Source organism: Actinomycetota bacterium (genome assembly GCA_040905475.1).
In the GTDB taxonomy this organism is placed as follows: domain Bacteria; phylum Actinomycetota; class AC-67; order AC-67; family AC-67; genus DATFGK01.
The window spans coordinates 24,164-30,320 of record JBBDRM010000087.1 but is presented as its reverse complement, the minus strand read 5'-3'; the positions used below and the strand labels follow the sequence as shown (position 1 = coordinate 30,320).

7 protein-coding genes are annotated in these 6,157 nt (G+C 64.3%); all 7 read right to left on the bottom strand.

The window, feature by feature from the left end; translation table 11 throughout:
- Positions 1-644: 644 nt before the first annotated feature.
- Positions 645-1,061 carry a hypothetical protein gene (locus WEB06_09655; GenBank protein MEX2555885.1) on the bottom strand — a complete coding sequence of 139 codons (417 nt, stop codon included), beginning with the start codon at positions 1,059-1,061 and terminating at the stop codon, positions 645-647.
- Between the two features lie 1,125 nt (positions 1,062-2,186).
- A complete protein-coding gene (locus tag WEB06_09650) occupies positions 2,187-2,804 on the bottom strand; it encodes a hypothetical protein (protein MEX2555884.1) in 618 nt (205 codons plus the stop codon).
- 116 nt (positions 2,805-2,920) lie between these two features.
- Entirely contained in the window at positions 2,921-3,229 is a 309-nt protein-coding gene (locus WEB06_09645) for a hypothetical protein (protein MEX2555883.1), read from the bottom strand.
- Between the two features lie 354 nt (positions 3,230-3,583).
- A complete protein-coding gene (locus tag WEB06_09640) occupies positions 3,584-4,567 on the bottom strand; it encodes an integron integrase (GenBank protein ID MEX2555882.1) in 984 nt (327 codons plus the stop codon).
- Between the two features lie 81 nt (positions 4,568-4,648).
- Entirely contained in the window at positions 4,649-5,419 is a 771-nt protein-coding gene (locus WEB06_09635) for an alpha/beta hydrolase (GenBank protein ID MEX2555881.1), read from the bottom strand.
- A gap of 1 nt (position 5,420) precedes the next feature.
- Positions 5,421-5,921: a hypothetical protein gene (locus tag WEB06_09630; protein ID MEX2555880.1), complete on the bottom strand. Its 501-nt coding sequence runs from the start codon at positions 5,919-5,921 to the stop codon at positions 5,421-5,423.
- Positions 5,922-5,999: 78 nt separating this feature from the next.
- Positions 6,000-6,149 carry a DUF1059 domain-containing protein gene (locus WEB06_09625; GenBank protein MEX2555879.1) on the bottom strand — a complete coding sequence of 50 codons (150 nt, stop codon included), beginning with the start codon at positions 6,147-6,149 and terminating at the stop codon, positions 6,000-6,002.
- Between the last annotated feature and the right edge of the window lie 8 nt (positions 6,150-6,157).

Genomic DNA, 6,157 nt, shown 5'->3' with positions numbered 1-6,157 from the left:
TCATCGGCGCCGAGCCGCGCTTGCGCGGCTGGCGTCCGTTGCAGCCGCGAGTTAGGTTGCGTCACCATCGTTCCAAGTATCGGGCACAGGCAACGGACTGGCTAGGCCTTTCTGAGCCCGCGAGCGAGGTCGTTCAAGTAGAGCCGGGAGGCGTTCGCTTGCGGCAACGATAAGGTCGGCGAGTTTCCTGGCTACGCCCTGGACCGACGAGGAATCCACCTCAAACGATTCGGGTGCGCCAGGCACGATAGCTTCGATCCGACCGAGCGCGTGGACCCCCCGCCAGATACCTCGCGAGTCAACGTCGAGGGGAACATCGGGGAAGTGAACGCCCACGTTCAGGTAGAACCGCCAGGGTTCGCCTCCTGAGTTCCACTGACTTCCCTGAATGTCGAAGACCTCGACGTGATCCGCGCGCTCGCGTGCGAAGGTCGAGCGTTCCTTGCGAAACCCAAGAGACTTGAGGTGTGACCGATGCAGCTCCGATGCCAAGTCAGACCCGAGATTGCGCACAGGCATTCCGGCAACCTAACGACCCTGCGCGTCAGCGGCCACGCGCGCTCCGATGCCGCTGAAGCTCGCCTGGTGCGTAACGGCGCGCGTGGTCCGTTGCACGCGCGAGTTAGCCCGCTCGCGTTGTGAGCTCAAGACAGACCTCGTTCCGCGAGGGCACGTCGCGCTATCGCGTCGCCCTTCTCCGTATTGACCACCCAGCATGCAGACTCCCAATCGCGTGCCTCGGTTGCCACAATAAGAGCCTTCTCCACGCGCTGCAGCGCCTCAGTCACTTCCTCGGCCACGTGCTTCACCGGGGCAACACGCTCGGGTGGCCCGTCGTCGGCGTATTCCAACCTTCCGACGCGCACGACTCCTGCGTCAACGAGCTTCCGGAGGCTTGCGAAGGCCGCAGCAACATCCGACTTCGTCGGCCGCCAGTCAGGGGTTGCTGGCGGATTCTCTCGAATCCCGAAATGAATGAGTACCCACAGGAAGGCAACGTCATCGCTCAGCCCATCAATCAGGAGTTCTTCCTCTCCCGGAGACAGGTCAATCGGATCCATCACGCACCAACAACTGCTTGAACCTCGGATCCGCTACGACTGCGCTATCCATTGGTCGGGCTAACGACCCTGCGGCTCATCGGCCGCGATCGGCACGAAGTGCCGACGCGGCCCGTTGCAGCCGCGAGTTATGCGGTCGCCGTCCCACGCAGCCAACCCGTTCGGGATGCCATCACCAAGCCAGATCGCCGGCATCACTCATTCGGCTCCGCGCGCGCCGAGTCCACACCTTCAATCTCGCTCAGCATCCACACCGAGGTGAGAGCGTCATCCCAAGCAACCACGATGTGGTCAGGATCCCCATCGAACACAACAACTGTCCCACATTCACCTGGTACGGGACAACCGGCATCTTCCAACAGAGGCCCACGGTAACGAACCCGTTGACCTTCCCGTACCTTAGGCTGAGTCACGACTCACCACACCGCACCTTGCCAGACCGTCCGCATAACGACCCTGCGGCTCATCCGGCCGCGATCCGCGCGCAACGCGCGGGCGCATCCGTTGCAGCCGCGAGTTATGCCGTATCACCAATTCCCTCCCGAGCACGCGCCGCCGCAATGGCATCAAGAACCCGCTCCCCCTCTGGCACCCACGCAGGAGGAAACTTCACCCTTAACACATCTCCGGTCGGCCAAACGATCGACGCGATGAGAAAGCCCGCCCTTGATCTCCGCTCCCAGATCTTCACTGTGTTCAAGGGCGCCACCTTGGACCACCGACGGATCATGAACCGTGGCGGCAGCAGCCACGGAACCCGCATGAAGGCCACATCATCACGGGTCATGCCGAAGCAATAAGAGCGCGTGTAGATCCAATACTGGCCATCGAGCAACGAAGGCCACGGACTCTGACCGCTTTCAGCCTCGCCAACCACAAGGAGCTCCCTCCCCTGCACAAGAGGTCCAAGTACCTCGCGAATTCGCGCAGTGAAAGAACGCCTGCGGAAGAGTCCGCGCAACTTCGAAATCGCAGTCACGGCTCAATCACCCGAGGAGCGCGTCCGGGTCCCTCTCCACCAGTCGGCATAAGGACCCTGCGGCTCATCGGCCGCGATAGCCGCGAAGCGGCGACGCGGTCCGTTGCAGCCGCGAGTTAGACCGTCCCCATGTGGCCGGACGGAGTTCACGTTGTTCCCTTGAAGGTTGTATCGGCGTCGCCGACCGAGTCCTCCGAGCCTGAGGCGTTGTCGTACCGACCGCACCGCCCGGCCCAAAGAAACACCGGGGGCAGGCCATCCAACAGCTTCACTGGGACGGGCGCCGAAAACTGGTCGCCGAATACCGTGAAAGGATGACGCTCTGGGGTCACATTGGGGTCGATGAAGCCACCCTGCAGGAGCCAGAAGGTCGGGGGTTGTGCTTCTGTAGATCGAACAAACGTGAGGACGTAACCCAACCCGTCCCTGACACCCATCGTGAACATGCATTCGAGCCTGCGTTCGTCGATCGGTGGAAGCGGTTTGGCAAAGCGCACGATGACGTGCAGAGTGCTCCCATCCGCTATCAAATCGATTCGACGGACGTCAGCTGATGTATCCAGCGCCTTGCCCGTCGTCAGCGCGACATCGCCAACCGGATCGCTGACCGAAGCAGATCCCTTAAGACCGGTAGGGGGCGATGGAGACCGGGTCGGCTTTGGGGTTGAAGACTCACCACTGCAACCGAAAAGAAGAATCAGGAGCGTTAAGAAGACGAGTCGCGGCCTCGTTGTCATGATCGGTCTAACGACCCTGCGGCTCATCGGCCGCGAGCCGCGCTTGCGCGGCCGGCGTCCGTTGCAGCTGCGAGTTAAAAGGCGCGCGGTCACGACACCACGGCGTCATGCGCACGTTGGCCCAAACCCCTTTGGCCAAGCCTCTACCCCTGGGAGGAAACCACATACAGGTAATCATCGTCGGCAGGAATACTCCACAACTGCTGCGCATCGAATCGAAATCCCGAATCGACCGCCCCTGCGGGCAGATCCACCCGCCTGTCAAACGGAGCCGAGCCGTACCGACCGCTGGGGTCGCGCACATACACGCGAGTCGTTCCATGCGTCGTCGGGTTCCCCAGAGGCGTGCCAATCAGGATCTCTCGGATGTCCGCGGCCGAGCACGAGTTGTAGCGCAGCGCCACGATGTCACGCCGAACCTTGCAGCCAGCAGAATTCGTCCAAGCCTTCACGGATGACTCATAGGGAGGATCCCTCGACATATCTGTCGCGGATCCCGGCGGTCCACAATCCCCGCCTCGCGTCGAAGTCCAAGCCCCCACGAACAACGCGACCGCGAGAATCGGAATCGCCAACAGAACCCAGCGCGACCTCTTAGCAGTAACCGAGGCCATCACGGCCGTTTAACTCCTACTTATAGAGACCGGCGTATCCCCGGCCCTGGTCAATATAACGCGCAGGTTCCGCGCGGGCCCCACAATTCGAACGGAACCATTCACCAGGGGGTTTTTTCAGATCGGTCATCTCAGGCCTCGCTCGTTATGCCGCGGATCCGGTCGGTATAAAGCCCGGCGCACGAGGCTCGCTCATGCCGGATCCGCCCGGCGTGGGCGGGCGATCCGATCGAGCGGGCTGTAGACGCCCAGACCTCCCCGATTGAGGACGTGGGTGTAGATCATCGTCGTCCGGACGTCCTCGTGGCCGAGAAGCTCCTGAACGGTCCGGATGTCGTAACCGTCCTCGAGGAGATGGGTCGCGAAGGAGTGACGGAACGTGTGCGACGTGACGTGCTTGGCGATCCCAACGCCCCGAGCGGCCGCGCGCACGGCCTTCTGGACGACCGACTTGTGCAGGTGATGGCGGTGCTCGATCCCCGTCTCGCGATCCCGGTAGTGGGACGTCGCAGGGAACACCCATTGCCATCCCCACTCCCGATCGGCTCTCGGGTACTTCCGCGCGAGAGCGGTCGGCATCGGCACGCGTCCAAGCCCCCGAGCCAGATCCTTCGCGTGTTGTCTGCGAATGACGCGGAGGTGCTGCTCCAGCGGCCCGCGCAGCGCCTCGGGCAGCATCGTGACCCGATCCTTGGCTCCCTTGCCGTCGCGAACGAGGAACTCTTGCCGGCCGAAGTCCAGGTCCTTCACGCGCAGCGAAAGCCCCTCCGTTAAGCGCAGCCCGGCGCCGTAGAGGATCTTGCATACCAGGAGCGGGACGCCCTCGAGATGCTCGAACATAACACCTACCTCGTCCCGGGTGAGAGCGACGGGCATCCGCTTGGGCTTCCGCGCTCGCACGACCCCCTCGACGCGGTCGAGCGGCCGCTCGAGGACATGCTCGTAGAAAAAGAGCAGCGCAGCCAGCGCTTGGTTCTGGGTGGCGGCCGCGACCTTGTGGGTGACGGCCAGATCGCTCAGGAACGCGTTGACGTCCACCTCGGACAGCGTGCGAGGATCGGCACCGCCGTGGAACCGGAGGTACCGGCCGATCCAGTGGAGGTACGACTTCTGCGTCTGAGGGCTGTAGTGGCGGCTGCGGAAAACCTCGACGGCGCGATCGTACAGGCGAGGCAAACGACCTCCTTGGTGACCGTACGGCGATGGTAAGACGGCCGCCGCGTGAGGACGATTCCGAGAAGATCGTGAGGAACGGCGCTAACGTGAAGCGCCGACCACGAAGTCGGCCACCGCGCGCTGGACATCCTCGTTCACTGCCAGCGTGAAATGGTCGGCGCCGGCGACTTCGAGATAATTCCCGCGCGGCAGCGTTTCGGTGACGCGGCGGCCGGTCCCCAGCACGACGTCCTGGTCGCCGCTCACGACGAGTACGGGCACGTCGATCGTCGCAACATCCTCGATCGAGCACGGCGGGAAGTCGCCGCTCAAGAACGCGGCGACCGCGGCGCGATCTCCTGCGACCTGCTCGGCGAACGTCCAGTAGAACGAGACATGTGGCGGAACATCGTCGGGGAACTCGGTACGGCGGAGGATCTCCGCGAGCGGCGGGTTCCTCTCCGGGAAGGAGTACGGGCCGAGCCCGATGATCCCCTCCCCAGTCGCGACGAGCGCGCCGGCGCGGAACCGGCCCGCGTGGGTGTGCAGAAGGTGGAGCGCCACCGTCGTTCCGATCGAATAGCCGACGATCGAGGCTTGCTCGATCCCGAGGTGATCGAGGAGCGCGATGACGTCCCGCGCGAGCGCATCGGTCCCGTGCAACGCGGGGTCGGCAGGCTTGTCGCTGCCGCCGTGGCCGCGGAGATCGAGGCCGATGACTTGAAGCCCTCGTGACGTGAGAGGGTCGATCCAGCCGCACGCGCCGAAGTTGCCTGCGAAGTTCACGGCGGCGCCGTGGAGCATAACCACCGGAAGACCCGACCCGTGAACCTCGTAGGCGAGGTTGAGCCCATCGTTGGCGAAGAAGGGCACGTTATGCGCCCGGCGGCCCGCCGAGCGCTCGGAACGGCTCCGGCGTGTAATCCGACAGCACTTCGCGCCATTCCGGGAGCGTGGCCGAGATCGCGGGGTCGTCCTTCACGAGCCAGGCGAGATGGCGAAGCGCGTGCTCCAGGACCTGCTCGACGCCGATCGTCGGCGGCGGCGCGGTCGTGTCACCGCGTGCGAGCTCGGCGCGGCCTACAGGGATCGCGATCCAACCGGGCGGCGCCCCGGCCGCAGGCGAGACCACCGTGAGGTAGGTGAGCACGGCCTCCGACCCGGCATGCCGCCAGGAAGTCGAATGGAGCACGATCGGCTCGAGGCCGAGTCGGGCGAGCGCGTGCAACGAGACCGCTTCTGGCTTCGCGCCGGCCGGCCATCCGATGATGAATGAGTCCGCGTGTTCGGGCTTCAGGTAAACCACTCGGTCGTCCCGGTAAGCGACTGCGAGGATCTCGATCGCCTGCATGACGAAGTCGGCCGACCAAGGCATCTCGGAAAGCGGCTCAGGGAGCCCGCTGATATCGGCCGACGGGCGTTCGTTCACGTCAGCCATGGCGATCGAGGGCGGCTACCCGTGGGGAACCGCGATGGCCATGACCTGTTCGCTCGTCAGGTCGCGGCCGTGGGCGGCGCGGCCGTGCTCCTGGATGGTGGCGACCACCTCTTCCTGTGTGCCGTTGACGCGGTATCCGCATTCACACGTGACCTGCCACTGCATGGAACCTC